The 25,683-nt window shown below is 58.3% G+C and carries 28 protein-coding genes; 27 read left to right on the forward strand and 1 reads right to left on the reverse strand.

Features of this window, described 5'->3' with window-relative positions; translation table 11 throughout:
• Nucleotides 1-93 precede the first annotated feature (93 nt).
• The 16 genes from ald (at nucleotide 94) to ACNJX8_RS08240 (ending at nucleotide 18,150) form a co-directional block, all read left to right on the forward strand.
• On the forward strand, nucleotides 94-1,206 hold the full coding sequence (gene ald / locus ACNJX8_RS08165; protein ID WP_128943655.1) for an alanine dehydrogenase: 1,113 nt from the start codon (nucleotides 94-96) through the stop codon (nucleotides 1,204-1,206).
• A 717-nt stretch (nucleotides 1,207-1,923) separates the two neighbouring features.
• A complete protein-coding gene (locus ACNJX8_RS08170) occupies nucleotides 1,924-2,118 on the forward strand; it encodes a 4Fe-4S binding protein (protein WP_035730311.1) in 195 nt (64 codons plus the stop codon).
• A 194-nt stretch (nucleotides 2,119-2,312) separates the two neighbouring features.
• Nucleotides 2,313-3,809 (forward strand): Fe-S cluster assembly protein SufB, encoded by a 1,497-nt coding sequence (gene sufB, locus ACNJX8_RS08175; RefSeq protein ID WP_439360198.1) that lies wholly within the window; start codon nucleotides 2,313-2,315, stop codon nucleotides 3,807-3,809.
• Between the two features lie 70 nt (nucleotides 3,810-3,879).
• Nucleotides 3,880-4,632: a Fe-S cluster assembly ATPase SufC gene (gene sufC, locus ACNJX8_RS08180; protein ID WP_128943582.1), complete on the forward strand. Its 753-nt coding sequence runs from the start codon at nucleotides 3,880-3,882 to the stop codon at nucleotides 4,630-4,632.
• A gap of 20 nt (nucleotides 4,633-4,652) precedes the next feature.
• Nucleotides 4,653-5,975 (forward strand): Fe-S cluster assembly protein SufD, encoded by a 1,323-nt coding sequence (gene sufD, locus ACNJX8_RS08185; RefSeq protein ID WP_439360199.1) that lies wholly within the window; start codon nucleotides 4,653-4,655, stop codon nucleotides 5,973-5,975.
• Complete coding sequence (locus ACNJX8_RS08190; RefSeq protein WP_439360200.1) at nucleotides 5,972-7,219, forward strand: cysteine desulfurase; 1,248 nt, start codon at nucleotides 5,972-5,974, stop codon at nucleotides 7,217-7,219. Before sufD ends, ACNJX8_RS08190 begins: the two co-directional genes overlap by 4 nt.
• 455 nt (nucleotides 7,220-7,674) lie before the next feature.
• Complete coding sequence (gene nifD / locus ACNJX8_RS08195) at nucleotides 7,675-9,177, forward strand: nitrogenase molybdenum-iron protein alpha chain (protein WP_439361840.1); 1,503 nt, start codon at nucleotides 7,675-7,677, stop codon at nucleotides 9,175-9,177.
• A 66-nt stretch (nucleotides 9,178-9,243) separates the two neighbouring features.
• Entirely contained in the window at nucleotides 9,244-10,800 is a 1,557-nt protein-coding gene (nifK, locus tag ACNJX8_RS08200) for a nitrogenase molybdenum-iron protein subunit beta (RefSeq protein ID WP_439360201.1), read from the forward strand.
• A 97-nt stretch (nucleotides 10,801-10,897) separates the two neighbouring features.
• Nucleotides 10,898-12,544: a nitrogenase iron-molybdenum cofactor biosynthesis protein NifE gene (gene nifE, locus ACNJX8_RS08205; protein ID WP_439360203.1), complete on the forward strand. Its 1,647-nt coding sequence runs from the start codon at nucleotides 10,898-10,900 to the stop codon at nucleotides 12,542-12,544.
• 9 nt (nucleotides 12,545-12,553) lie between these two features.
• Nucleotides 12,554-13,963: a nitrogenase iron-molybdenum cofactor biosynthesis protein NifN gene (nifN, locus tag ACNJX8_RS08210; protein WP_128943587.1), complete on the forward strand. Its 1,410-nt coding sequence runs from the start codon at nucleotides 12,554-12,556 to the stop codon at nucleotides 13,961-13,963.
• The gene (gene nifX / locus ACNJX8_RS08215) at nucleotides 13,960-14,355 is read left to right on the forward strand and encodes a nitrogen fixation protein NifX (RefSeq protein WP_128943588.1); all 396 of its coding nucleotides are present in this window, start codon (nucleotides 13,960-13,962) and stop codon (nucleotides 14,353-14,355) included. Before nifN ends, nifX begins: the two co-directional genes overlap by 4 nt.
• Before the next feature lie 6 nt (nucleotides 14,356-14,361).
• Nucleotides 14,362-14,838: a NifX-associated nitrogen fixation protein gene (locus ACNJX8_RS08220; protein ID WP_128943589.1), complete on the forward strand. Its 477-nt coding sequence runs from the start codon at nucleotides 14,362-14,364 to the stop codon at nucleotides 14,836-14,838.
• Complete coding sequence (locus ACNJX8_RS08225) at nucleotides 14,835-15,035, forward strand: CCE_0567 family metalloprotein (protein ID WP_128943590.1); 201 nt, start codon at nucleotides 14,835-14,837, stop codon at nucleotides 15,033-15,035. Before ACNJX8_RS08220 ends, ACNJX8_RS08225 begins: the two co-directional genes overlap by 4 nt.
• Before the next feature lie 11 nt (nucleotides 15,036-15,046).
• Nucleotides 15,047-15,343, forward strand: a complete 297-nt coding sequence (gene fdxB, locus ACNJX8_RS08230) for a ferredoxin III, nif-specific (RefSeq protein WP_128943591.1) — start codon at nucleotides 15,047-15,049, stop codon at nucleotides 15,341-15,343.
• Between the two features lie 1,122 nt (nucleotides 15,344-16,465).
• Nucleotides 16,466-17,122: a host specificity protein gene (locus ACNJX8_RS08235; RefSeq protein WP_439360205.1), complete on the forward strand. Its 657-nt coding sequence runs from the start codon at nucleotides 16,466-16,468 to the stop codon at nucleotides 17,120-17,122.
• 632 nt (nucleotides 17,123-17,754) lie between these two features.
• Nucleotides 17,755-18,150, forward strand: coding sequence for a Rieske (2Fe-2S) protein (locus ACNJX8_RS08240; RefSeq protein WP_128943592.1), 396 nt, complete (start codon nucleotides 17,755-17,757; stop codon nucleotides 18,148-18,150).
• Nucleotides 18,151-18,157: 7 nt separating this feature from the next.
• On the opposite strand, the gene ACNJX8_RS08245 is transcribed toward ACNJX8_RS08240, so the two are convergent.
• Nucleotides 18,158-18,748, reverse strand: coding sequence for a hypothetical protein (locus ACNJX8_RS08245; protein ID WP_439360207.1), 591 nt, complete (start codon nucleotides 18,746-18,748; stop codon nucleotides 18,158-18,160).
• 264 nt (nucleotides 18,749-19,012) lie between these two features.
• Here ACNJX8_RS08245 and ACNJX8_RS08250 point away from each other — a divergent pair, with 264 nt between their 5' ends.
• From ACNJX8_RS08250 to ACNJX8_RS08300, 11 genes are all read left to right on the forward strand, one after another.
• Nucleotides 19,013-19,333: a HesB/IscA family protein gene (locus tag ACNJX8_RS08250; protein ID WP_128943594.1), complete on the forward strand. Its 321-nt coding sequence runs from the start codon at nucleotides 19,013-19,015 to the stop codon at nucleotides 19,331-19,333.
• A gap of 40 nt (nucleotides 19,334-19,373) precedes the next feature.
• Nucleotides 19,374-19,664, forward strand: coding sequence for a NifU family protein (locus tag ACNJX8_RS08255; protein ID WP_439360209.1), 291 nt, complete (start codon nucleotides 19,374-19,376; stop codon nucleotides 19,662-19,664).
• A complete protein-coding gene (locus ACNJX8_RS08260) occupies nucleotides 19,661-20,845 on the forward strand; it encodes an aminotransferase class V-fold PLP-dependent enzyme (protein ID WP_439360210.1) in 1,185 nt (394 codons plus the stop codon). The genes ACNJX8_RS08255 and ACNJX8_RS08260 overlap by 4 nt, the downstream gene beginning before the upstream one ends.
• Nucleotides 20,842-21,066 (forward strand): putative nitrogen fixation protein NifT, encoded by a 225-nt coding sequence (nifT, locus tag ACNJX8_RS08265; protein ID WP_018319613.1) that lies wholly within the window; start codon nucleotides 20,842-20,844, stop codon nucleotides 21,064-21,066. The genes ACNJX8_RS08260 and nifT overlap by 4 nt, the downstream gene beginning before the upstream one ends.
• The gene (locus ACNJX8_RS08270) at nucleotides 21,063-21,926 is read left to right on the forward strand and encodes an SIR2 family NAD-dependent protein deacylase (protein WP_439360213.1); all 864 of its coding nucleotides are present in this window, start codon (nucleotides 21,063-21,065) and stop codon (nucleotides 21,924-21,926) included. Before nifT ends, ACNJX8_RS08270 begins: the two co-directional genes overlap by 4 nt.
• Nucleotides 21,927-22,327: 401 nt before the next feature.
• On the forward strand, nucleotides 22,328-23,827 hold the full coding sequence (nifB, locus tag ACNJX8_RS08275) for a nitrogenase cofactor biosynthesis protein NifB (protein ID WP_439361841.1): 1,500 nt from the start codon (nucleotides 22,328-22,330) through the stop codon (nucleotides 23,825-23,827).
• 10 nt (nucleotides 23,828-23,837) lie between these two features.
• Nucleotides 23,838-24,062: a 4Fe-4S binding protein gene (locus ACNJX8_RS08280; RefSeq protein ID WP_128943598.1), complete on the forward strand. Its 225-nt coding sequence runs from the start codon at nucleotides 23,838-23,840 to the stop codon at nucleotides 24,060-24,062.
• Nucleotides 24,063-24,424: 362 nt separating this feature from the next.
• Nucleotides 24,425-24,739 carry a nitrogen fixation protein NifZ gene (locus tag ACNJX8_RS08285; protein WP_439360215.1) on the forward strand — a complete coding sequence of 105 codons (315 nt, stop codon included), beginning with the start codon at nucleotides 24,425-24,427 and terminating at the stop codon, nucleotides 24,737-24,739.
• Complete coding sequence (locus ACNJX8_RS08290; protein ID WP_439360216.1) at nucleotides 24,736-24,975, forward strand: nitrogen fixation protein NifZ; 240 nt, start codon at nucleotides 24,736-24,738, stop codon at nucleotides 24,973-24,975. The genes ACNJX8_RS08285 and ACNJX8_RS08290 overlap by 4 nt, the downstream gene beginning before the upstream one ends.
• Nucleotides 24,976-24,989: 14 nt before the next feature.
• Nucleotides 24,990-25,349 (forward strand): DUF3024 domain-containing protein, encoded by a 360-nt coding sequence (locus tag ACNJX8_RS08295; RefSeq protein WP_439360217.1) that lies wholly within the window; start codon nucleotides 24,990-24,992, stop codon nucleotides 25,347-25,349.
• A 34-nt stretch (nucleotides 25,350-25,383) separates the two neighbouring features.
• Nucleotides 25,384-25,653, forward strand: coding sequence for a hypothetical protein (locus ACNJX8_RS08300; protein WP_128943602.1), 270 nt, complete (start codon nucleotides 25,384-25,386; stop codon nucleotides 25,651-25,653).
• The last annotated feature ends 30 nt before the right edge of the window (nucleotides 25,654-25,683 follow it).

Below are 25,683 nucleotides of genomic sequence, written 5' to 3' on the forward strand. Positions count from 1 at the left end.
ATATCGCTGAATTTCTGCGTCATTTTGACGGCTGCGTCGCAATATCCCTGCTCGCTTCCGATTAGAAAGGCGAACCAGGCAGGGAGTTTTCAAATGAAGGTCGGAGTCCCCAAGGAAATCAAGGCGCACGAATATCGCGTGGGCCTTACCCCGGGAGCGGTCCGCGAATACGTGGCAGCGGGCCACCGCGTGATGATCGAGACCGATGCCGGCGCTGGCATTGGTGCAACCGACGACGATTATCGCAATGCTGGCGCAACGATTCTAACTTCCGCAGCTGAGGTATTCGCATCGAGCGAGATGATCGTAAAGGTTAAGGAGCCTCAGCCGTCCGAATGGTGTCAGCTGCGGGAAAATCAGATCCTTTTCACTTATCTGCATCTCGCCCCCGACCCTGATCAGGCCAAGGGCCTCCTGAAATCGGGATGCACCGCGATCGCCTATGAGACCGTAACTGATGCGCATGGTGGTCTTCCACTGCTGGCGCCGATGAGCGAGGTCGCGGGTAGGCTTGCGATCGAAGCGGCAGGTAGCGCCCTGAAGCGGAGTGCAGGCGGACGAGGGCTGTTGATCGGTGGAGTGCCCGGTGTTCAGGCGGCCCGAATCGTCGTGATCGGAGGTGGCGTTGTTGGTACGCACGCGGCCCGCATGGCGGTCGGTCTGGGCGCAGAGGTGACCATCATCGATCGTTCGATACTCCGGCTCCGCGAGTTGGACGAGCTATTCGCAGGACGCGTTCGCACCAGGTTTTCGACCATCGACTCCGTGGAGGAAGAGGTATTTGCGGCGGATGTGGTGATTGGTGCGGTGCTCGTTCCAGGTGCGAGCGCGCCGAAGCTGGTCCGCCGGAGCATGCTGAGCTCTATGCGCAAGAGGGGGGTGCTCGTGGACGTCGCTATCGATCAGGGCGGCTGCTTTGAGACATCGCGCCCAACCACTCACGCTGATCCAACTTACGAAGTGGATGGCATCATTCATTATTGCGTGGCCAATATGCCGGGCGCCGTGCCGCTGACCTCGAGCCAGGCACTGAATAACGCGACGCTGCCGTTTGGTTTGGCTCTGGCCAACAAGGGTTTTTCCGCCGTGCTCGAAAATCCGCATTTGCGCGCGGGCCTCAACGTCCATCGGGGCAGACTAACTTACAAAGCGGTGGCCGAAAGCCTCGGGCTGCCCTTCTCACCAATCGAACAGGCTGCGGCCTGATCCCAGAGGCCCTTATGGGCGTTTCCTCCCTGACTTAGGCCACCCCTCGGGGTGGCTTTTTTTCGGCTCTATCGATCTGCTGACCGCCGTCGGCATTTGGAACGCGGAGCGAAGCCGAGGATCACCCAGAACGAACGCCTGGCTTCAGTCTCCCGCACGATGCGAGACAATGTACTTCGCCCCATAGAGGCAATTGAGAATGCGTCCCGCAGGTCCCCAGGGGACCGCGATCGCCGGAGCGACTTTATCTGGCGCGATCGAAGCGACCTTTCCGACTGGCCGGGGAGACGCGGACCGGACCGGTGATGACTGCGCCGGTTGTTTATCGTGGTGCTGTCGCCGAAGCCGCCGCTATCCCGTGAGTGGAACAAACAAGATGCGGCTTGGGGATCGACCTGACACACCGGCGGAGAACTTTGTGGAGTCGGGCGGCGCATCGATCGTAGCCGCGGTACGGCGGCCTTGGGAAGGATCGCAGATCGTTCCCTGAGGCCGTGCGAACGCGGTTCACCTGATCGGCTGACTGCCGTGGGATCGACCATGCGCAAACCACGGCATTTCAAGCTGCTGTCATGCCCGTTGTAGGATTTGCGACACAGTGTCGAGGCGGCGACTTGCGTTATCGAAAATAGCCCAGGCAAATCAAGGTTAAGCTGTCTGGCACAAGACTTGAAGACAAGAAACTGTCCCGCCCCTTTTGCTCATGGAATCGCAGTGATGGCCTACAAGATAATCGCATCCCAGTGCACCGTCTGCGGTGCGTGTGAGTTCGAATGTCCCAATGCCGCGATCAGCTTGAAGAACGACATATATGTGATCAATCCGACCCAGTGCACCCAATGTGAGGGGCATTTTGACGCGCCGCAATGCGCCGTCGTTTGCCCGGTGCCCGATACCTGCGTGCCGGCATAGATGGACTAGCCGATGAGAGGAGCTCCAGTGCGAAACATGATGAAAACGCTATCGACAGTCGCCGCTTTTTGGATCCGTCTCCTGTTTCTCTCACTCGCTAGCCCCGAGTTGGCCGTGACTTGTGCGATCCGCTCGGAGAGATTGCAGCGCAATCCTCACCGGCGAGAGTTGTCCTAGCGCGAGCGGAGCGGGCAATGCCAGCCGTACAAGAGACGGTCGAGCGCGTGAAGCGCATCGACGTCGACCAGTATCGTTATGGGTTTGAAACCCTGATCGACTCCGAGAAGGCCCCAAAGGGGCTCTCGGAAGAGATCGTAAAGTTCATCTCGCAGAAAAAGAATGAACCCGCCTGGATGCTCCAGTGGCGGCTGGAAGCCTATCGGCGCTGGCTGACCATGACCGAGCCGACCTGGGCCCGCGTCGACTATCCCAAGATCGACTTCCCGGACATCTACTATTACGCGGCGCCGAAGCCGAAGAAGATGGTCACCTCGCTCGACGAGATCGATCCGGAGATCCTGAAGACCTACGAGAAGCTCGGCATTCCCTTGCGGGAAGTCGCCATGCTCGAAGGCGTCGAGCCCAAGGTGGGCGAGGAAGACCCGGCCCGCCGCAAGATCGCGGTCGATGCTGTCTTCGATTCGGTCTCGGTTGCGACCACCTTCAAGGAGGAGCTGAAGAAGGCCGGCGTGATCTTCATGCCGATCTCGGAGGCGATCCGCGAGCACCCTGAACTGGTGCAGAAGTATCTCGGCTCCGTGGTGCCGACCTCCGACAATTTCTACGCGACGCTGAACTCGGCGGTGTTCTCCGACGGCTCGTTCGTCTACGTGCCGCCGGGGGTGCGCTGCCCGATGGAGCTATCGACCTATTTCCGCATCAATGAGCGCAACACCGGCCAGTTCGAGCGCACGCTGATCATCGCGGACAAGGGCTCCTACGTCTCCTATCTCGAGGGCTGCACCGCGCCGCAGCGCGACGAGAACCAGCTGCACGCAGCCGTGGTCGAGCTGGTCGCGCTCGATGACGCCGAGATCAAATATTCGACGGTGCAGAACTGGTACCCCGGCAATTCGGAAGGCAAGGGCGGCATCTACAATTTCGTCACCAAGCGTGGCGACTGCCGCGGCGCCCATTCCAAGATCTCCTGGACCCAGGTCGAGACCGGTTCGGCGATCACCTGGAAGTATCCGAGCTGCATTCTCCGCGGCGACAACTCGCGTGGTGAGTTCTACTCGATCGCGATCTCGAACGGCTTCCAGCAGGTCGATAGCGGCACCAAGATGATTCATCTCGGCAAGAACACGTCGAGCCGCATCATCTCCAAGGGCATCGCCGCCGGCAAATCGCAGAACACCTATCGCGGCCTCGTCACCGCGCACCGCAAAGCGACCGGCGCGCGCAACTTCACCGCCTGCGACTCCTTGTTGATCGGCGACAAATGCGGCGCGCACACCGTGCCGTACATCGAGGCGAAGAACTCGTCCGCGACGTTCGAGCACGAGGCGACGACCTCGAAGATCTCGGAGGACGTGCTGTTCTACTGCATCCAGCGCGGCCTCTCGCAGGAAGAGGCCGTCGGCCTCGTCGTCAACGGCTTCGCGAGGGACGTTCTGCAAAAACTGCCGATGGAGTTCGCCGTGGAGGCGCAGAAGCTAATCTCGATCTCGCTCGAGGGATCTGTCGGATAACCAAATCCCCCGCGAGCCCTCTCGAATGCGGCTCGCTATTCGGATGACGCATTTCAGGGATCAGATCAGAATGGCGCTACTCGAAATCCGAGATTTGCATGTTGGTGTCGGAGACCGCGAAATTATTTGCGGCCTCGATCTTAACGTCAATGCGGGTGAGGTGCACGCGATCATGGGGCCGAACGGCTCCGGCAAGTCGACGCTCTCTCATGTCATCGCTGGCAAGCCGGGTTATGAGATCACCGAGGGCCAAATCCTGTTCAGGGGCGAGAACCTCTTGCGGATGGAGCCAAATGAACGCGCCGCCAAGGGCGTGTTCCTGGCATTCCAGTATCCGGTCGAGATTCCCGGCGTGACCACCATGAACTTCCTGCGGGCGGCATTGAACGCCCAGCGCAAGGCGCGCGATCAACAGGAATTCTCCACTCCCGAATTTCTGAAAAGAGTCCGCGAGGTGGCCGGTTCGCTCAACATTCCCAAGGACATGCTGAAGCGCGGCGTCAATGTCGGCTTTTCCGGCGGCGAGAGGAAGCGCAACGAAATTTTGCAGATGGCGTTGTTCGAGCCGAGTCTGTGCATCCTGGACGAGATCGATTCCGGCCTCGATATCGACGCGCTGCGTATCGTCGCCAGTGGCATCAACGCCTTGCGTTTGCCGGAACGAGCGATGATCATGATCACCCACTATCGGCGGCTACTCGACCATATCGTGCCGGACGTCGTGCACGTGATGTCGAAAGGGCGGGTCAGGAAGAGCGGCGGCAAGGAACTCGCGCTGGAGCTCGAGGCCCGTGGCTACGCCCAATTCGAAGATGCGGCCTGACGGCTCTAGGGATTTCCCCAATGAAGCAGGTTTTGGCCAAAGCCGACGCCGAACGCGCAACGGGCAATGTTTTCGCTGCGGCGCGTGGACGGCTGCCTGGTGCAGGCCCCGTCCCCCAAATCCGGGCGAGGGCATTCGAGCTCTACGAGCGTGCCGGCCTCCCGCATCGGGGCATGGAGGATTGGAAATACACTGATCTGCGCTCCCTGATCGGCGAGGTGCTGCCACTCGCTCCGCGACCGGATCCGGAGGCGCTGGTGCGCGCAAAGGTGTCGGTCAAGCAAGTGGCTGCCGATCAGGCGGTCAAACTGGTTTTGGTGGATGGCATATTCGCGCCGGAGCTATCCGATCTCGGAAGGCTGGAAAATGAAGTCGTTGTGCGGTCGCTGCGAGAGGTTCTGGAGAATTCGGCCACTGCCGCGATGGCCGGTCTAGTGCTGTCCACGACGAGCGATTCGGCGATCTCGCTCAATGCCGCAATGGCGACAGATGGCCTGGTGATTACGGTCGCCGATGGCAATGCGGTGAAGCGTCCAATTCAGATCGTTCACGTCGCAACCGGAGTGTCTGTGTCCACCTTTACACGCTCCTATCTGCAGCTCGGTAAAGGAGCGCATGCGGCCATCGTGGAAAGTTTCGTCCCGGCTGAAGGCGCAAGCGGCTATCAAGCCAACGATGCGATAATCGCCCTGGTTGGTGACGAGGCGAGCCTTTCGCATATCCGCGTGGCAGCCGATGCCTCTGACGCCGTGAACATCTCGTCGGCGATCATCGCAGTCGGCGCCGGGGCTAAGCTCGACCTCTTCAGCATGACTTGCAGCGGCTCCATCAGCCGCTATCAGGGATTCATCACGCTGGCCGGCGAGCGAACCAAGCTCTCGGCGAATGGGGTTAGTCTCATCAGGGACAAGCTGCACGCCGATACAATGATCGTGGTCGACCACGCCGTGCCACATTGCACCAGTCGAGAGAAGTTCCGCGCGATCGTCGACGATTGTGGCCGCTCGGTGTTTCAGGGCCGAATCGTCGTGCGTCCCGCCGCCCGGAAGACGGACGCCACCCTTACGACGCGAGCGTTGCTCCTATCCGACGAGGCCGAGGCCGACAATAAGCCTGAACTTGAAATCTTGGCTGACGACGTGACCTGCGGCCACGGAGCGACATCGGGTGCGCTGGATGACACTCTCGTATTCTATCTGCGCGCTCGGGGACTATCCGAGAAGGATGCGCAGATGTTGCTGATTAAAGCGTTCCTTGGCGAGTTGATTGAGGAGATCACTTCCGAGAATCTGCGCGATTTTGTGACAGTTCAAGCTGAACACTGGCTGCAGGGCGGGCGATGAGCGCACATCCCGCCATGAGCAATGGTAGTTACGAGGTCAACCGTCTGCGTACGGACTTTCCTGCGCTGGCCCTGACGGTGTACGGCAAGCCGCTTGTTTACCTCGATAACGCTGCATCCGCGCAAAAGCCCAACGCGGTGCTTGACCGTATGATGCAGGTGTACTCCAGCGAATACGCCAACGTTCATCGCGGCTTGCATTACCTCGCTAACGCGGCCACCGAGGCGTATGAAGGCGCCCGTACCAAGGTGGCGCGGTTTGTGAACGCGCATTCAAATGAAGAGATCATCTTCACCCGGAGCGCGACGGAGGCAATCAATCTGGTCGCCCAGACTTTTGGTCGTGAACGCATTACCCCGGGTGATGAGATCGTTCTCTCGATTATGGAACACCACTCCAACATTGTGCCGTGGCACCTTCTCAGGGAACGACTTGGTGCAGTGATCAAATGGGCGCCAGTGGATGATGACGGAAACTTCTTGCTCGATGATTTTGAGCGACTGCTGACCCCGCGCACCAAGATGGTTGCAATCACACAAATGTCGAACGTGCTCGGCACGGTGTTGCCGGTGAAAGACGTGGTGAGGATCGCGCATGCTCGTGGTATCCCGGTGCTGGTCGACGGCTCGCAAGGATGCGTCCATCTGAGCGCCGACGTCCGCGACATTGATTGCGATTTCTACGTCATGACGGGCCACAAACTCTACGGTCCGACTGGCATCGGTGTGCTTTACGGCAAGTCTGAGCATCTTGCATCGATGCCGCCCTTCAATGGCGGCGGGGAAATGATCCGCGAGGTCTCGCGTTCCGGGGTCATTTATGGTGATCCGCCACACCGGTTCGAAGCGGGTACGCCGCCGATCGTCGAGGCCATCGGTTTAGGCGCGGCTATTGATTACATCAATTCAATAGGCAAGGTGCAGATCCGCAGGCATGAGAGCGTACTGCTCGCTTACGCGCAGGAGATGCTGGCGGACATCAACTTCGTGCGCGTGATCGGAACTCCGGCCGAGAAGGGGCCGATCATTTCGTTTGATATGAAGGGTGCGCATGCGCATGATATCGCCACGGTCTTCGACCGCGCCGGTGTAGCGGTGCGGGCGGGGGCCCACTGTGCGATGCCGCTGCTCAAGCGCTTCGGCGTGCTCGCGACGTGCCGTGCGTCCCTCGGACTTTACAATACACGTGAAGAGATTGATGCGCTCGTGCGTGCGCTTATCAACGCGCGGCAGCTATTCTCGTGATTCGGCGAAGCTACGATAGCAGCTCGCATTGAGGTCTGAAGGATGAGGTCATGCATCTCATCGTCATTGCAGCAGGTAAGTACCTGTAGGTCTCAGCAAGCATAGATAGTATTGGCAAGCCTGTGTCGGTCAGCCAGCCTTGCAGCCGGTCTGCCTGTACGGCCGCCTTTGGCGAGCGCGATCGCAGAGTACTGCGATCGCGGACACGCTCGAGAATTGGGCGGGCAATTTCGCGCATAGCCAGCCCCTTGTCCCATTTCGAACAGCGTCAAACCAAGAGTTCTCTGCCTGAAGCGTGATGTCGGGTTCGCAACAACACCCCCTGTCACCGCACAAGGCGCGCTAAGCGATTTTTATTGCTATGTTTTTTGTGCTCACGAGACGCTGGCATGCTGGTTGCAAAAGTCTTGGTCAAGAAGCCGCCCTCGCAACAGCTAACCTTTGAAGGACATCAGATGAGTCTCGCCACGACCCAGAGCATCGCAGAAATCAGGGCTCGCAACAAAGAGCTGATCGAGGAGGTGCTGAAGGTCTATCCTGAGAAGACCGCGAAACGGCGTGCCAAGCACCTCAACGTTCACCAAGCCGGCAAGTCAGACTGCGGGGTGAAGTCCAACATCAAATCCATACCTGGCGTGATGACGATCAGAGGCTGCGCCTATGCAGGGTCAAAGGGGGTAGTCTGGGGACCGATCAAGGACATGGTCCATATCAGCCATGGCCCGGTCGGCTGCGGTCAGTATTCGTGGGGCTCGCGACGCAACTATTACGTTGGCACGACGGGCGTCGATAGCTTCGTGACCCTGCAGTTCACCTCCGACTTCCAGGAAAAGGATATCGTATTCGGTGGCGACAAAAAACTGGTCAAAATTCTTGACGAAATCCAGGAGCTGTTTCCACTCAACAACGGCATCACGATCCAATCGGAATGCCCGATCGGATTGATCGGTGACGACATCGAGGCCGTATCAAGAGCGAAATCCAAGGAATATGGCGGCAAGACCATCGTGCCGGTCCGTTGTGAGGGATTTCGCGGCGTGTCGCAGTCGCTAGGCCACCACATTGCCAACGACGCGGTGCGCGATTGGATTTTCGACCAGATCGAGTCCGACGGCAAACCAAAGTTCGAGCCGACGCCGTATGATGTTGCGATCATTGGAGACTACAATATCGGCGGCGACGCCTGGTCATCGCGAATTCTGTTGGAAGAGATGGGCCTGCGGGTGATCGCGCAATGGTCTGGCGACGGTTCACTGGCTGAGCTCGAGGCAACGCCGAAGGCAAAGCTCAACATTCTGCATTGCTACCGTTCCATGAACTACATTTCACGCCACATGGAAGAGAAGTTCGGTATTCCGTGGTGCGAGTACAACTTCTTCGGACCTTCAAAGATCGCAGAATCGCTGCGCAAGATTGCGGGCTATTTCGACGACAAGATTAAGGAAGGCGCCGAGCGGGTGATTGAAAAGTACCAACCGCTGGTGAACGACGTGATCGCAAAATATCGCCCGCGCCTGCAGGGTAAGACGGTGATGCTGTACGTCGGCGGACTCCGCCCGCGTCATGTGATTGGCGCATACGAGGATCTCGGGATGGAAGTCATTGGCACCGGATACGAGTTCGGTCACAACGACGACTATCAGCGCACAGCTCAGCACTATGTAAAGGACAGCACGCTCATCTACGATGACGTCAATGGCTATGAGTTCGAGCGCTTCGTCGAAAAGCTCCAGCCTGACCTCGTCGGCTCGGGGATCAAGGAAAAATATGTTTTCCAAAAGATGGGTGTGCCGTTCCGGCAGATGCACTCCTGGGACTATTCGGGCCCATATCACGGCTATGACGGGTTTGCGATCTTTGCGCGCGACATGGACATGGCCGTCAACTCGCCGGTCTGGAAGAAAACGAAGGCCCCCTGGAAGGAAGCTTCTAGGGCCAAGCTCCTGGCTGCAGAATAAAGCAACTCATCTCGCTCTCTGGGAAAGCCGGGGCGACACCAATCTCGATAATGAAGGATTTCAACAATGGCGCAGAGTGCCGAACACGTGCTCGATCATCTCGAACTGTTCCGCGGTCCAGAATACCAGCAGATGCTGGCCAAGAAGAAGATATTCGAGAATCCTCGCGATCCGGCCGAGGTCGAACGTATCAAGGAATGGACGAAAACGGCCGAATATCGCGAAAAGAACTTTGCGCGGGAGGCGCTAGCGGTAAATCCCGCCAAGGCCTGCCAGCCGCTTGGCGCCGTATTCGCCTCTGTTGGCTTTGAGGGCACGCTGCCCTTCGTCCACGGCTCGCAAGGCTGCGTGGCTTATTACCGCAGCCATCTGTCGCGGCACTTCAAGGAGCCTTCTTCCTGCGTCTCTTCGTCGATGACGGAAGACGCTGCCGTATTTGGTGGCCTGAACAACATGATCGACGGGCTCGCGAACAGCTACAACATGTACAAACCCAAGATGATTGCGGTCTCGACGACCTGCATGGCCGAGGTGATCGGCGATGACCTCAACGCCTTCATCAAGACGTCGAAAGAAAAAGGCTCGGTTCCGGGGGACTTCGACGTGCCGTTCGCCCACACGCCGGCGTTCGTCGGCAGCCACGTCACCGGTTATGACAATGCGCTCAAGGGCATTCTGGAGCATTTTTGGGACGGCAAGGCCGGAACGGCGCCGAAGCTGGAGCGCAAGCCTAACGGGGCGATCAACATCATTGGTGGGTTCGATGGGTATACCGTCGGAAACCTTCGTGAGATCAAGCGCATCTTAGCGTTAATGGACATCCAGCACACGATTCTAGCGGACAATTCTGACGTTTTCGATACTCCGACAGACGGTGAATTCCGGATGTATGACGGAGGCACGACCCTAGAAGATGCGGCCAACGCGGTTCACGCCAAGGCGACAATCTCCATGCAGCAGTGGTGCACCGAAAAAACGCTGCCATTCGTGGCTGAGCATGGACAGGACGTCGTATCCTTCAACTACCCCGTGGGCTTATCCGCAACGGATGACTTTATCGTGGCGCTGTCACGCATCAGCGGCAAGGAGATTCCCGAGCAACTCGCGCGAGAACGTGGCTGCCTGGTCGATGCCATCGCTGACTCCAGCGCGCATATCCATGGCAAGAAGTTCGCGATCTATGGCGATCCGGATCTTTGCTATGGGTTGGCTGCGTTTCTGCTCGAACTCGGCGCCGAACCGACCCATGTGCTGTCCACCAACGGCAACAAGGCGTGGCAGGAAAAAATGCAGGTGCTGCTTGCAAGCTCGCCATTTGGGCAGGGCTGCCAAGCCTATCCGGGCCGAGATCTCTGGCACATGCGTTCACTCCTGTTCACCGAGCCCGTCGATTTTCTGATTGGCAACACCTATGGCAAGTACCTGGAGCGTGATACTGGAACGCCACTGATCCGCATCGGCTTTCCCGTTTTTGATCGGCATCACCATCACCGCTCTTCCCTATGGGGCTATCAGGGCGGCCTGAATGTGCTGGTGAAGATCCTGGACAAGATCTTCGACGAGATCGACAAGAAGACCAACGTTCTTGGCAAAACTGACTACAGCTTCGACATCATTCGTTGATGAGCGACTATGCGCGCGTCATCACCCAAGCACTCGACGATGGCGCAAGCGCACGACGGTTGACCTTGCAATTAGTTTGCGCTGAGAGGAAAAAGGGATGAGTTCACTAGCGGCCACGGTCCAGAATATTTTCGATGAGCCGGGCTGCGCCAAGAATGGCAGTAAGTCGGAGGCTGAACGCAAGAAGGGCTGCAGGAAACAGCTGCAGCCGGGTAGCGCTGCCGGCGGCTGCGCTTTCGACGGTGCCAAGATTGCGCTGCAGCCGTTCACCGACGTCGCTCACTTGGTGCATGGTCCGATCGCGTGCGAGGGTAATTCCTGGGACAATCGCGGCGCGGCGTCGTCCGGCTCGAATCTGTGGCGCACCGCATTCACAACAGATTTGAGCGAAACCGATATTGTATTCGGAGGCGAGAAGCGGCTCTGCAAAGCGATCAAGGAGATCATCGACAACCGCGACCCGTCCGCCATCTTCGTCTATCAAACCTGCATCCCGGCGATGATCGGCGACGACATCAACGCAGTCTGTAAGGCAGCATCTCAAAGGTTCGCAAAGCCGGTGATCCCAATCAATTCCCCGGGCTTCGTCGGCTCGAAGAATCTCGGTAACAAGCTCGCCGGAGAGGCCTTGCTCGACTATGTGATCGGGACGCAAGAACCGGACTACACCACGCCGTACGATATCAACCTGATCGGGGAATACAACCTTTCGGGAGAGCTCTGGCAAGTGAAGCCTTTGCTAGACGAGCTTGGAGTACGGATTCTCGCCTGCATCTCCGGCGATGGAAAATATCGCGAAGTCGCTTCATCTCATCGCGCGCGGGCGGCGATGTTGGTGTGCTCAAAGTCGATGATCAACGTCGCACGCAAGATGGAGCAACGCTACGGGATTCCGTTCTTCGAGGGGTCGTTCTACGGTATTCAAGATTCGAGCGAATCACTGCGTCAGCTTGCCCGCTTATTGGTTGAACGCGGCGCGCCGACAGATCTGCTCGCGCGCACCGAAGCGGTGATCGCGCGCGAGGAAGCGTGGGCCTGGGCTGCGATCGAGCCGTACAAGCCTCGATTAGAAGGCAAGAAGGCCTTGTTGATTACCGGCGGCGTCAAGTCATGGTCGGTCGTTGCGGCACTCCAGCAAGCCGGGCTTGAGTTAGTCGGAACCAGTGTGAAGAAATCAACCAGGAAAGACAAGGAGCGCATCAAGGAGCTCATGGGGCAGGATGCCCACATGATCGAGGACATGACGCCGCGCGAAATGTATAAGATGTTGAAGGACGCAAAAGCGGACATCATGCTATCGGGCGGTAAGTCGCAGTTCGTCGCGCTGAAAGCGGCGATGCCCTGGCTCGATATCAACCAGGAGCGTTGCCACGCCTATATGGGCTATGTCGGAATGGTCAAGCTGATGGAGGAGATCGATAAGTCGCTCTCCAGTCCGATGTGGGAGCAGCTACGTCGACCGGCACCGTGGGAGGCATTAGCCAAGGCGATGGAGCAGATGCAATCGCCGATGGCCGCGATCGCCTGCGATCCGGCGCTCGCCGAAACCGCGCGCCGCGCGAGGAAGATCTGCGTGTGTAACAGGGTCGATTTGGGCACGATTGAGGATGCTATCTATGCGCACGGCCTGAAGAGCGTCGCAGCGGTCAGAGAGCATACCAATGCGGTCGGCGACTGCTGCCAGAGACGCATCGAAGATATCTTGGTGTCCGAGCCATCTGCCATGCGACAGGCCGCAGAATAGCGAGGCGTCATGGCAATCGTCACGGCGCCGACAAAAGCCTGCGCTGTCAACCCGCTGAAGATGAGTCAGCCGATCGGCGGCGCATTCGCCTTCATGGGGCTGCGCGGGGCGATGCCGCTTCTGCACGGCTCCCAGGGGTGCACATCCTTCGGTCTCACGCTCTTTGTCCGGCATTTCAAAGAGGCAGTACCGCTGCAGACTACCGCGATGAGCGAGGTCGCGACCGTACTCGGCGGCTATGAGAATCTCGAGCAGGCAATACTGAACATCTACAACCGTACCAAGCCAAAGATCATCGGAATCTGCTCGACCGGTGTTACCGAGACCAACGGCGACGATGTGGATGCCTATCTCAAGCTAATCCGGAGCAAGCATCCGAAACTCGCAAAGTTGCCACTGGTGTATGTCTCGACGCCTGATTTCAAGGGCGCGTTCCAGGACGGCTGGGAGAAGGCTGTGGCGCGCATCGTGGAGGTGCTGGTTGAAGGGCCCAACGCCAATGGCCTGCGGGATCCATCGAAGGTGAACGTTCTGCCGGGATCTCACCTCACGCCCGGCGACCTCGATGAACTCCGTGTCATATTGGAGGATTTCGGCTTGTGCCCGTCCTTCCTTCCTGACCTGGCGGGATCGCTCGATGGGCATATCCCCGATGAGTTTACGCCTACGACCATCGGCGGCATCGGCGTCGACGAAATTGCGAGCATGGGCCGCGCCGGGTGGACAATTGCAATCGGCGCGCAGATGCAGCGAGCGGCAGAGGTCATGCAGGTCAAGACCGGCGTGCCTTTTCGTGTCTTCGAGCGGCTGTGTGGTCTGTGTCCGACCGACGAATTCATGACGTTCTTGAGCGAGATCAGCGGCCGCCCCATACCATTGAAATATCGGCGCCAGCGCGGTCAGCTCGCCGATGCAATGCTGGACGCGCACTTCCATATTGGCGGTCGCAAACTTGCGATCGGCGCTGAGCCAGACCTCCTGTTCGATCTGTCCGGCATGCTGCACGACATGGGCGCGCAGGTGACCGCGGCCGTGACGACCACTCAGTCGGGGGTGATCGAGAAGATCAAGACCAAGGAGGTACTCATTGGCGATCTTGAGGATCTGGAAGAGCTTGCCAAAACAAAGCATTGCGACCTGCTGATCACGCATTCGCACGGCAGGCAAGCGGCGGCCCGGCTGAAAGTCCCTTTCTATCGTATGGGTTTTCCGATGTTCGATCGACTTGGCGCGGGACACCAACTAACCGTGGGCTATCGTGGTACCCGCAATCTGATCTTCGATATCGCCAATCTCGTGATCGCGCACCGCGAGGAGAACGATCGGCCTACGCCCGATAGATGGCGGACTGCGGCCGGATCGCCACGAAGCTCGGGGTATCGCAGCTCCACCGGAGCAGCTGAGAGGTCGACTGCATGAAGGTCGCATTTGCCACTCAAGACCTGAGACGCGTCGATGCCCATTTTGGTTGGGCAAAGAATATCGCAATCTACGATGTCACGCCTGACGGGCACGTGTTTCTCAAAGCGATTGAGTTTGAGGGCGATCTTAAGGAAGACGGCAACGACGACAAGTTGGCGCCGAAGATCGAGGCAATCAAGGATTGCGCAATACTTTACGTCGCCGCCATTGGCGGTGCGGGGGCTGCGCGAGTGGTGGCCAACAAGATCCATCCTATCAAGGTGAATAAGCCAGAAAGCATTCTGGTGTTGCTCAAAAAACTCGAGGGCGTACTGAAGGGCACGCCGCCTCCCTGGCTACGCAAGGCCATGGCAAAGGACCGACGGCCTACGTTCGAGTTCGACGAATGAGGTGATATGACCGCGAAAATAGAGCAGCAGGGGAGCGCCGTCGACGCGCCGTTCCTCATGGAGTTGATCAAGATTTGGCGTGCGCAGGACACCAACGGAGCCTGGGAGGCGAAGAGCGATCTCGACCTGCTCGAACCCTATATCCTGGACAAGGAGAAACGGCGCGCATTGCCGATTATCGGTGATCCTGATCCCGATACGCTGTGGCGGCTTAAGTTGTTCTTCGATGCGGTCGCGCTCTCGATCGAGAGGGAGACCGGCGTGATGATCCAGCCGATTCTGGACATGCATCATGAAGGCTTCGGTCGCATGGTGCTCATCTCAGGCCGGCTGATCGCCGTGAACAAGCAGCTGCGCGATGTGCATCGCTTCGGATTCGATAATTTGGCAAAGCTCGCGCAGCAGGGCGACAAATATGTCAGCGACGGCATCGGCCTGATTCGGAAATTTCCGGACGTGGCGAACTATTGGGGATACTCATGAGCGATCGTGAAACACTGAAGGCAGAACTAAAGAAACTGTCCGTCAAGGCGGTGCAGGCCAAGATGGATCTGCACGACCTTTCGGAAGAATTGCCCGTCAACTGGACCTCGATCATGGTGGTGGCGCAGAAGGCGCACGACGCCTATGCCGAACTCGAGCGCAAGAGCCATGACTTGAAGGCGCTGGAACGGACTTAAAGGGACGATGCATGTCATTTGCAACGCGCGACGGCCGCGACTGGACGCCAGAATATCTGATCTCGATCGATGCCAAGAAGTGCATCGGCTGTGGCCGCTGTTTCAAGGTGTGCGGTCGAGATGTCATGACCTTGAAAGGAATCAACGAGGAGGGCGAAGTTGTCGACCTCGACAATGACGAGGACGATGAAATCGAAAAGAAGGTCATGGTTTTGAATGATGAAGGCGCCTGCATCGGCTGCGGTGCCTGCGCTAGGGTTTGCGCGGCCAACTGCCAGACCCACACTTCAGCCGCAGCTGCGGCGTGAGCCAAGGCAGGCCTCCTGTCGCCGCAGGCGAGATATAGGCGAGGAAAGACACAATGTTGATCAGGTGAACTCGTGGTGGGACGGCGCGCCCCAATGATCTTGATCAAGCATCGAATAGCAAGATCGCACGAGCTAAAACGCAAACAATGCCCCGCGCTGCTCGAGCGCCGGGCATGTCATGCCGATAGAATATCCATCGCTCACAAACCATTCGGTCCACGTACTCGTAGAGGGCGATCTTCGCCCGAGTGATCGAAGTGCCTTGTCATGATGGACTTCGAAGGGCCTGCTTCGGAGGCGGGTGACCGCTGGATCGGGCGATTTGATCCGAGCGGATGCCGTGGCATGTCTGCATGCGGATCAGGAGAAGCGTACTTGCCGGCGGCGCGGCCGATCATGGAATCATGTTTGCCTCGATTATGGTCGATCGCATTGAAACCGAATGTGCTGGGACAGTTGGTTGGTCTTTTTGCGTAATTCCGGTGGGGACAAGCTTTTCGTTGCCAAGACTAGACAGTCGGTGCAATGAGGTATGCGAGTCCTTGGACATCGAGAGCCCGACGGCAAAAGCAGGACGCGGGAAATTTTGCACGCCGACTCTCGCTGCACGCGTTCATGGGTCAATGTGCCTGGTCGGGCCGGACTGCCCATCTGATGATAGGAACGTTCAGGTCATTGCCGACGAAGCGTCGTTTCTCCGACGGATCGACGGTCGGCGATATTACGTGCGGTTCCGCGTACAGATTGCGGCTCGTGATCAGCGAGTATCTGTAACTGACGCGCAAATTGCCCGGGGGTAACCACGCCAGCGCGCGCAAGATGCTTTGGACAGGTTGTGGTCAGCTAAGTGTTCTATCCTCGTCGGCAGAGCTTGCTCGGCACGAGCTCGATCGCGTGCAATTTTGCCGATAGGAGACCGATCTGATGTATGGCAGAATCGTTGGCTCATCCAGCCAGTCCACAAGCGCTAGCCAAGCTGATGAATCGGGAGAAGCGGGAGATGGTCCCCGCTTTGCGGAAACAGTTGCAGGGATGGACCGAGGTGGGTCATCGTCGGGGCAAGCGAGGCCGTACTCTCTGCGTTCCGATCCGCCCATTATAGAGATCGACAGAGGCTCCTTCATGGACAGGGTGAGAAGATTCCTGGCTAGTGACATCAGTCAAATCGCAACTAACCCACAGGAGTACTCGGATTTTGTTTCGGAGAAAGCCGAGCGCGCGGCAATTGTCGCTGGAGGCTATGCCAGCACTTACGATGATCCGGATACGCCCGCGCGGTTTTTCAGCTATCAGTTGGGTGGCAAAACCGTCGGACTTTTAAGAGCAGGAGGCCCGGTCCGCGTCAAGGGAGACCATTTTCGCCGACAGTTCGGGCGAAACGATATCACGTCGGTGATAGATCTGCGCGTTACTCATCCGCTGGTTGAGAACGCGGGCGATATCCTGCTCGAGCATCAACTGCGAGAGGACGGCGATCATCCGTTGGTCTTGTCACGTCCTGCCGTAGAAGAGGTAGAACCCCGTCTAGCGGAGATGGGTTTTGTTCACGTGGGTCGCAATCACTGGGTGCTTGATCCGCACCGAAATCCTGAAGTGTGGACGAAGAACGAGGACAACAAGTGGCAGCGAGTAGACAAGCCTACAAAGTATCTCTCCAAAGTCGTCGAAGATAGCGATAATCAAGGGAACTTCGACGCGGATTCATCCGACGATGATCCTTCGCAGTATTTGGAGCGCGCTTTCGAAAGATTTGCGGTGGAGCAAGACGATTCAGAATGATGAGAGCCGCCGGGACTGATTGGTATGTCGCCATTGGATGCGCCGGCACAGTAGTCAAGAGTGAAGGGAGCGCTCGCGCGGCGTCGCGCTCCCTTGCGCGCGCCAGAGACCGGCCCGCGAGTTGGTGGATGGAAAACTAGTACCGCGCGTGCGCCGCCGAGCAAGGGACCCGTGAGGTTTTGGGGAGGACCTACGTTAATTTGGTTGCTGAGCGTCAATCTGGGAGAAACTGGTATCACTCGACGGATTCGAAGCCGAGAATCCGTGAAAAAGGTTCCCCGACGGCTAGCGCGCGAGGCATGCGGCCAAACCGGCGTTCAGATAGTGCGACCGAGCGTCTCGTTGGGCTCGTCCAAATGGACCAATTGATCGGTACACTTAAAATATCAAACTCTTTCTATAGATACGCTTGGAAGCGCCAATGCGCCAACGCTGGTAGGCGGAATGGCTTGCTGCGCCGGTAGCAACGAGTTGCGCACGCTTGCGATACTGCTCGTCGGATTGAGTTGTATGGCACCGCTGAGGCTGCCCGTTGGACGAAGAGAAAGCCGAGTAGTCGGGGCACTCCTACGAGTCTTGCAGATCAAGGCACAGCAACAATGCAAGGTCCTTGCGAATAGACGAGCAATGAAATGCAGCCAGATGCTATCTATGCGATTTGCGGCTTTAATGACATTCGGAGCCGACAGGCCATGGGATTCCATCTTATGGTCGTCGATGATGACGGCAATCATCGCCCGTGGTCCATCATTGTGGTGCGCTGGGGCAAAAAGGTGCTTGGCTATGTCAATAAATGCCCCCACAACAGCGTCAATTTGGACTGGGAGCGGAACCAGTTCCTCGATCCATACGGCATCAGGCTGATGTGCGGCAAACACGGTTCTACCTTCGAACTCGGCACTGGGCGGTGCGTCGAAGGTCCGTGTCAGGGTAGAGCGCTCACGCCGATCGCGTTGACAGTTCTGGATGGTGATATCTGTGTCGTCGGCGTGCGCCTTGTTGAAGACGATGCGGCCCAGAACGAATGAACCGCGCTTAGACTGGCCGGTTCTCGTTACGGTTTCTCACCGGTTCCATCCTCTTCAGCCCGTCCTCGTAGGAGATCTCGTCGTAGCCCAGATCGAGTTTCTTTGCCTCATCGAGCAGGTAATCGAGCTTGCCGCCCGGATCGAGCTTCTTGATGTCGTCCTTGTTGAGCCCGACCAGCTCCATCATCTCCTTCCAAACGGTTGATTCATCGCACGGCAAGACGTGGAAGTTAATATCACCGAGCTTGATTCGGTATTTCGCAAGCAAATCTATGTTGTTGCAGAACAGGAAGTAGCTGCCGTCCGGGCTTAAGGCACCGTCAAGGACGGTGGCGACGTCAGCAAGATACGCGAAAGAATGCAGGTAGCCGGCCAGCACCGGAATAGTGCGTTCTCCGTCCTGCGCGATCGTCAAAACCTGCTCGATCGAATAGTCCGGCGGCCGTTTCTCGTCCGCGACTTGAGTCTGAAATTGTAGTGCGATGTCGCCGCGAAAGCCGAACCGGCCCGGCTTGGTAGTCCCGCCTTTGAGTACGGCATTGAGCAGGCGGCCCTCCTTCTCAAGTCTGCCGAGTACGGTGTTCTCGATTGCAGTCATTAAAGTCGTCCTCGATCTAAGCTCTTCACCGACGCCTCGGCCGGTGCGAGATGCGATGCAAATTGCTTGCCGTCGCATGCGTAGCTGCCCCCGGCGTAGCTTGGAAAGAAAACGCGTCAGGAGACTGCGCGTAGCCCTGTCAGGAACCCGACACCGGTTCCAAAGCCAACAGGCGCGATCCGAAAAAGTGCGCACCATCAAGCGTCTGCGCGCTGGCACGTGACTTGCCCTTAGCAGCTAGGTCCAAGCTGATGAGGGAAAGCCGTGATCAACCTGACGGACAGCGCAGTGAATGCAATCAAGAACGCGATTTCATCGTCGGCGCACCCGACCGGCGGTCTGCGCGTCATGATCGAAGCAGGCGGCTGCAATGGATTCAAATACAAGATGGGTCTGGCCGAGGAACCGAAGCCTGACGACACCGTGATCGAATGCGACGGGCTGAAGGTGTTCGTCGACAACAAGAGCCGTGAGCATCTGGTCGGCACGACCATCGATTTCGTGATGGCACTGGAGAGTTCTGGCTTTACCTTTCACAACCCGAACGCCACCGCGAGCTGCTCCTGCGGAAAATCGTTCAGCTGAAGAACAAATCGTTCAGCTGATGAAGTGGAGACATCGAAGCATGCCGGCCGAACCAGAACAACTGAGGCAATCGTCGTCCACTGCGACAGACCGAGAGCGTCGCATTCGCGGCGCGCTCGAAGAGGTACGACCCAATCTGCAACGCGATCATGGCGATCGTCAGCTGATAGGTATCGATGGCAGCAGGATCATGGTCAGGCTGACTGGTGCTTGCACGCTGTGTAGGGTTTCGCGGGTGAGGCTGGAAGGCATTCAGGCGCGGCTCGTCGATAAACTCGGCGAATTGGTCCGCCTGATCCCCGTTGCTGCTGCAGGCGAGGCAATGGATTGAGCGAGAATCGAATGCCGATTTACCTCGATAACAATGCAACGACCCGGACCGATCCATCCGTCGTGCAAGCCATGTTGCCGTTCTTCACCGAGCAATTCGGCAATGCCTCGTCGACGCATGCCTTTGGCGACGAGGTCGCAGCCGCTCTGAGGCAGGCCCGGCGTAGCTTGCGGGGCCTGCTAGGGAACGCATACGACCACGAAATCGTTTTCACCTCGGGAGGGACCGAGGCCAATAATGCCGCGATCCTCTCTGCACTTGCAACGCAGGAAGACCGCGACGAGATTGTCACCACCTCCGTTGAGCACTCCTCCGTTCTTGCGCTAACCGAGCAATTGGCGACAAGAGGAGTCAAGACGCACATCGTACCCGTAGATGCCCGCGGCCGGCTCGACGTCGAGGCGTTTCGCTGCGCGCTCGGGTCACGCACAGCGATTGCCTCCGTTATGTGGGCCAACAACGAGACCGGAACGATGTTTCCTGTGGAGTTTCTGGCCGGGTTGACCCGTGAGGCGGGCGCGCTGTTTCACACCGATGCGGTCCAGGCCATCGGTAAGGAGCGCGTGAACCTAAAGGACAGTGCGATCGACATGCTGTCGCTATCCGCGCACAAACTGCACGGCCCCAAGGGGATCGGCGCGCTATATTTGCGCAAAGGGACAAAATTCCGGCCGCTGATCTGCGGCGGATGGTCACAGGAACGAGGGCGCCGCGGCGGGACTGCGAATATTCCCGGCATTGTCGGCCTGGGAAAGGCTGCCGAGCTTGCGGCGGAGCGGCTCGAACCGGAGCGCGTTCGCATTGGCGCGTTGCGCGACCGCCTTGAGCAGGGAATTTTGCACAATGGCGAGTGCGTTGCGCTCGGCGATATCAGCAATCGCTTAGCGAACACGGCCAATATTGCCTTCGATCATCTCGAAGGCGAAGCCATCGCTCACCATCTCAATCGTGCGGGCATTGCCGTGTCGCTCGGATCAGCCTGCAACTCCGGCTCAATGCAGCCATCGCATGTTCTGCGTGCGATGCACGTGCCGGCGTGGCGGGTGCGCGGCGCGGTGCGCTTTTCTCTGTCGCGTGAAACCTCCCTCGCGGAGGTCGATGAGGTCGTGTGCGCAGTGTCCGACATCGTGGCTCGCCTGCGCGCCACCTCCCGCGTCACAGTCAGGGAGTCGACCTCGTGAAAATCATGATCCGCCGGTCTCCGGACGCGGGCCTGTCGATCTACGTGCCAAAAAAGGATCTCGAAGAGCCAATCGTGGAATCCGAGTACGAGACGCTATGGGGCGGCTGGATCAAAGTAGCTAATGGCTGGGTGCTCGATTTGCCCGAGATGGCGAGCGACACACGGTTACCGATCACAATCAACGCAAAAAAACGCGGCGAGAACGGGGACGATCCGTGAAGGCGCCCCCGCAGATCGACTTTGTCGGTGCGGCCGATGCAAAGGCCACGCTCGTGGACATCGCTGCCGGCCTAAGGGCCGCGAGCATTGTTCCCTATCTCGGTTCTGGCCTCGCCGAATTGTGCAGATCCGATATGCCGGCCACACCAGAGGCGTTGGCCGGCTTCTTCGCGAGCAAGGTTGCGCTGCCGCGGCGGGCTAGGGGCAATGCGTGGGCGTCGGCGCAGCATATCGAGATCAGCAAACATCGGTCCGCCGTGACGGCATTGATGACGCAGGCCTTCGCTCGGCCAGTCGAGCCCACGCGGTTGCACCATCATCTTGCGTCCCTGTCGCTGCCCGTCATAGTCGACGCCTGGTATGATGCCGCCATGCGCGCGGCGCTGGGGAAGCGCGATGGATGGGGCGAAGTACAGGGTATCACCCGCGCCGGCATTGGCGAGAATCGCTGGTATCGCTTTTACGATTCACTTGGCCAAGAGGTCGACAGTGCCGCGGCCGCCAGCTGGGCGACGGTGCTGTACAAGCCGCATGGCGGCGTGCAGCCGGCCAACAACTTCCTTATCTCCGACGCGGACTACGTCGAGGCGTTGACCGAAATCGACATTCGGACGCCAATTCCAGACATCATCAAGGAAAGGCGAACCGGACAGACTTTTCTCTTCATCGGCTGTCGCTTCAACGACCAGCTGTTGCGTAGCTATGCACGGCAGATCATCAAGCGCTCGGGCGCCACTCATTATGCGATCGTCGACCCGGACGTGCTGTCGCGCAACGAGCTCCGCTTTCTACTCGAGCAAGGTCTGACACCGCTTGCGATTCGGCTCCCTTCCGCGGTCGAGATATTGCTCACCCATTAGCGGCGTGTGAAGCAGGATAGCCAAGGTGGTATCGGCCTGGAGTGAAAGGGCGCAACGTGGGAAAAGCCCGCTCAGATGGAACCGGGTTCTGCGCTAGCTTTAGCCGATAATTAGCCCAGCCACGGAGCTCTGGGTGAGGAAGACGACGTACCTGTCGCATTTTTAACAAGCGCATCATTGCCGTTCTTACACGTGTCCGCACCGATGCGTCTCGCTAACCCTTTGACATAGGCCTGCAATCTAATTGTCTCTGCCATGGCATGTGAGTTGCTACTGCTCTTATCGAGGCTCGCTCACGGATGGTCCTGGGAAGCCGATGATGCCTGCAGGGAAGAACCAGAATGAACGCGGTCGTGGAGCGCGGAAAATACACCAAAGCTGCGCTGGATAACGGCACGACAATGCGGCCTGCGGCCGAGCATAGAGGCTGTCGCACTGCGGCCAAGCCGGGCCAAGCGGGCTGCGGGTCACGGGCGGGCCATGGCGATCTGCCGACCGAAATCTGGGAAAAGGTGAAGAACCATCCCTGCTACAGTGAAGAAGCGCATCATCATTACGCCCGCATGCATGTGGCGGTCGCGCCAGCCTGCAACATGCAGTGCAATTACTGCAACCGCAAATACGACTGCGCCAATGAATCGCGTCCGGGCGTGGTGAGCGAGAAGCTCACCCCCGAGCAGGCGGTGACAAAAGTGCTGGTCGTCGCGAACACCATTCCGCAGATGAGCGTGCTTGGAATCGCCGGTCCCGGTGATCCCCTGGCCAATCCAGAAAAGACGTTCAAGACATTCGAACTGGTCGCTAAGGCAGCGCCCGACATCAAGCTGTGTCTGTCGACCAACGGACTGGCTCTGCCTGACTATATTGACACTATCGTCAGATCCAAAATCGACCACGTCACCATCACCATCAACATGGTTGACCCCGAAATCGGCGCCAAGATCTATCCGTGGATCTTCTTCAACCACAAGCGCTACACCGGCATTGACGCAGCAAGGATACTCACCGATCGCCAGCTGAAAGGTCTCGAGATGCTTAGCGAACGGGGTATCCTGTGCAAGGTCAACTCGGTGATGATCCCAAACATCAACGACGACCACCTGGTCGAGGTCAACAAGGCCGTGAAGTCGCGCGGTGCCTTCCTTCACAATATCATGCCGCTGATCTCGGCGCCCGAGCACGGCACAGTATTTGGCATCAACGGTCAGCGCGGACCGACGGCGCAAGAATTGAAGGCGCTGCAAGATGCTTGTGAAGGAGAGATAAAAATGATGCGGCATTGTCGCCAGTGCCGGGCCGATGCGGTCGGTCTACTCGGGGAGGACCGCAGGGCAGAGTTCACCACCGATCAGGTCATGAAGATGGACGTCGAATATGACCTAGAGATGCGCAAGGCATATCAGGGCAGGGTAGAGCATGAGCGTGCCGCCAAAGCCGCGGCCGCCCAAAAGGAGCTTGCGGAATTTGCCGGAGAGATGAGCGCGATCACTCTTCTAGTGGCCGTCGCAACCAAGGGCTCGGGATTGATCAACGAGCACTTTGGGCATGCAAAGGAATTCCAGGTCTACGAACTTTCTACATCCGGCGCCAAATTCGTCGGCCACCGCCGCGTGGACGTTTACTGCCAGGGCGGTTATGGCGAGGACGACAGGCTTTCCGCCATCATGCGTGGCATCCATGACTGCCATGCGGTCTTCGTCTCCAAGATCGGCGGCTGCCCGAAAAGCAATCTGATCAAGGCGGGGATCGAGCCGGTCGATCAATACGCCCATGAGTTCATTGAGAAGTCGGCGATCGCCTGGTTCAAATCCTATCTGGACAAGGTGAAACGCGGGGAGATTCTGCACGTGCAGCGCGGCGACGCCGCGATCCGGCAAGGATCTCTGATCTCTGCAGCGTAAGGGGGAATATGTGCCATTCAAGATCATCGCCTCGCAGTGTACGAGCTGCTCAGCCTGCGAACCCTTATGCCCGAACGTTGCTATCTCGGAGAAGGCGGGGAGCTTTGTCATTGAAGCGGCGAAATGCACTGAATGTGTTGGCTATTTCGACGAGCCGCAATGCGTCGCCGCCTGTCCGGTCGACAATACCTGCGTGGTTGACACGTCCTTGCCTCGCTACCAGGCGCCAGCCTAAAACGTGAACCCCATGAGCGGCATGCCAAGAGCTGGTGCTGAAAACGTCGCAAGCTTCGTAGCTGCGCGTTGGCGGCGGCGCAGACGCCGACGTTCGGTCCTCCATCACGGAAGACGACTGCGCTGGATTGCCCTGCGATCGTACTGTTGGTGGTCGGCAGCACGGGCCTGGCGGGCATTTCATTCTGCGCGGCGGTTAAAAAGGCGCTTCCCGATTCCGAGAGCGGCCTTCCTACCCAGCGCTGCCATCGTCGATGTGACTGACCACGCCGCGTGAGCATGAAGTGATGCAGGATCTTCGCCTGCGGTGGGCGAGGCGGCTCCCTGCATCTCTACGAGGGAGCGATGCATGAGGAGCTGTACATGAACAGCATTGTTCGCGACAGCGACGTCGTCGAGCTCAGCGACCCGCCTGTCTTCAGCTTTGGCCAAAAGCTGCGAGCTAATCGCACCATCCGCAATGATGGCACCTATCCCGGCAAGGAGATTGGCGACGTCTTAGTCAAGAAGGGGGAGGTGGGTTACGTTGTCTCGATCGGCACGTTCCTGCAGCAATTCTACATCTACGGCGTCGAGTTTCCGGAAAGCGGCTACCGCGTTGGCATGAAGCGCAAGGAACTAGAGCCGGTGGGCGCCTGCGAGGAGATTGATGATCCGCCATTACCGGAGGAGTCATGACTCAGCCCGGCTTTCCGAAATATCGGCGGGGCCAGCGGGTCAAAACCGCAGTCGATCTCATCAACGACCACTCATTTCCAGATACGGAGCCCGAGGGAGTCTTGCTCGCTTCCGGAGCGACCGGCGAGATCATCAATGTCGCGATCCATACCGAAGCGAACGTGCCGATCTATATTGTCGATTTTTGTGAGCAGCTGCTCATCGGCTGTCTTGAAGAAGAAATCACCGTGCTTTGAATGGAGGATTCGCCATGAATGCCGCGCTGATGAGAAAGATAAAGGCCGGGCTGGTGCCTCACCCCAACGAGATCGATCGCAAACGGATCGAGCGCGGCTTGAGCTCGCGCAAGCGCTATCTCTACGTCTCGCCGAACGTGACGCCGGTGAGGGGCGGCTACCTCGTCGAGAGTCCTTGTTGCTCGCGCAACATCGACAAGGATGGTGCTCTCATCGATGTCGCACTGATTCTTTATGATGCCGTGAGCGGGATCTGGAAGATGTTTCGCAAGAACCACGCGCGAGGAAGCTGGGAATTTTACAGCCTTTACCATCGGTTGACTTCTGCAATCGACGAATTGAATGCGGATCCGGAGCGTCTGTTCTGGCAATGACGCCCCGCCTTTGACGAGTCATAGAGGAGCCGCGATGGCGCTCACCGCGAAGGAATTGATCGAAATCGAGCGGCTGCTTGCAGCCGATAGCGCCGAAATGGGTCCGTTTGTCGAGCTGCGGCGCCGCTTTCCGCAGCTTGCTTGGGTGCGCTGTGATGCGTCGGATGTGGCGGATCAGCCGTTCCGGCAGTTTCCGCGTTTTGACCTTCATCTGATCGATGGATCGGATCCCTGCGTGCAGATTACGTCCGATCCGACGCGGGCGACCGGCATCGTATTGGCCAAAAGGAATGTTGGGCGGTGAGCACTGAACTAGCAGAGTACCGGCTTGATG

It is taken from the genome of Bradyrhizobium sp. SPXBL-04 (assembly GCF_051853035.1).
Taxonomy (GTDB): Bacteria; Pseudomonadota; Alphaproteobacteria; order Rhizobiales; family Xanthobacteraceae; genus Bradyrhizobium; species Bradyrhizobium zhanjiangense.